Below are 532 nucleotides of genomic sequence, written 5' to 3'. Positions count from 1 at the left end.
CAGCGCATATTTGCTGTTGACCGAAATGGGAAACGTTTTCTGTTCGCCGCCATATCCCGTCAGTAAAGATGGGGTAAAAAGATGAAGCAGTCGGGTTTTACGATACTCCAGAACAATCTGGTTATTACGATCGACAAAATCAAACCGGCTACCCGCGATGCGACGCAGAGCGGTCACCTGACCAGGATCGACCTGCTGATGCCACGGTTCATGTAAACGATAATTGAGTTCCATTCCCCATCGCATCTCGCTTTCTCCTGATTTTCCCTGACGCCGTTCAGCGTTCATGGTCAAGAGCGGGAATGGCGTATAGCTGGCCCCTATCGTGACAGCATAGGGATTGCGTTGGCGATCATCTTTGCCAAACAACGCCACCTCATTACCATAATACTGTTCATAGACCAGCTTGCCACCAAGCTGTGGCCAGTCTGGCAAATATCCCTCGGCACGAATATCCCAGCCATTCGCGGGACGCGCCTGATAATCAACAGCCTCTGGAGATGGTTTCCAGCCAGTCAGGCGTAAATAACTC

1 protein-coding gene is annotated in these 532 nt (G+C 50.9%); it reads right to left on the bottom strand.

Annotation, left to right across the window (positions count from 1 at the left end):
• Positions 1-532, bottom strand: a 532-nt coding sequence (locus tag J5069_RS24105) for an inverse autotransporter beta domain-containing protein (protein WP_264646158.1), incomplete at both ends; no start/stop codon positions are given.

Source organism: Candidatus Symbiopectobacterium sp. NZEC127, from assembly GCF_025962675.1.
Taxonomy (GTDB): domain Bacteria; phylum Pseudomonadota; class Gammaproteobacteria; order Enterobacterales; family Enterobacteriaceae; genus Symbiopectobacterium.
The sequence above is the reverse complement of the archived record's forward strand: the minus strand, read 5'-3'. Positions and strand labels throughout refer to the sequence as shown.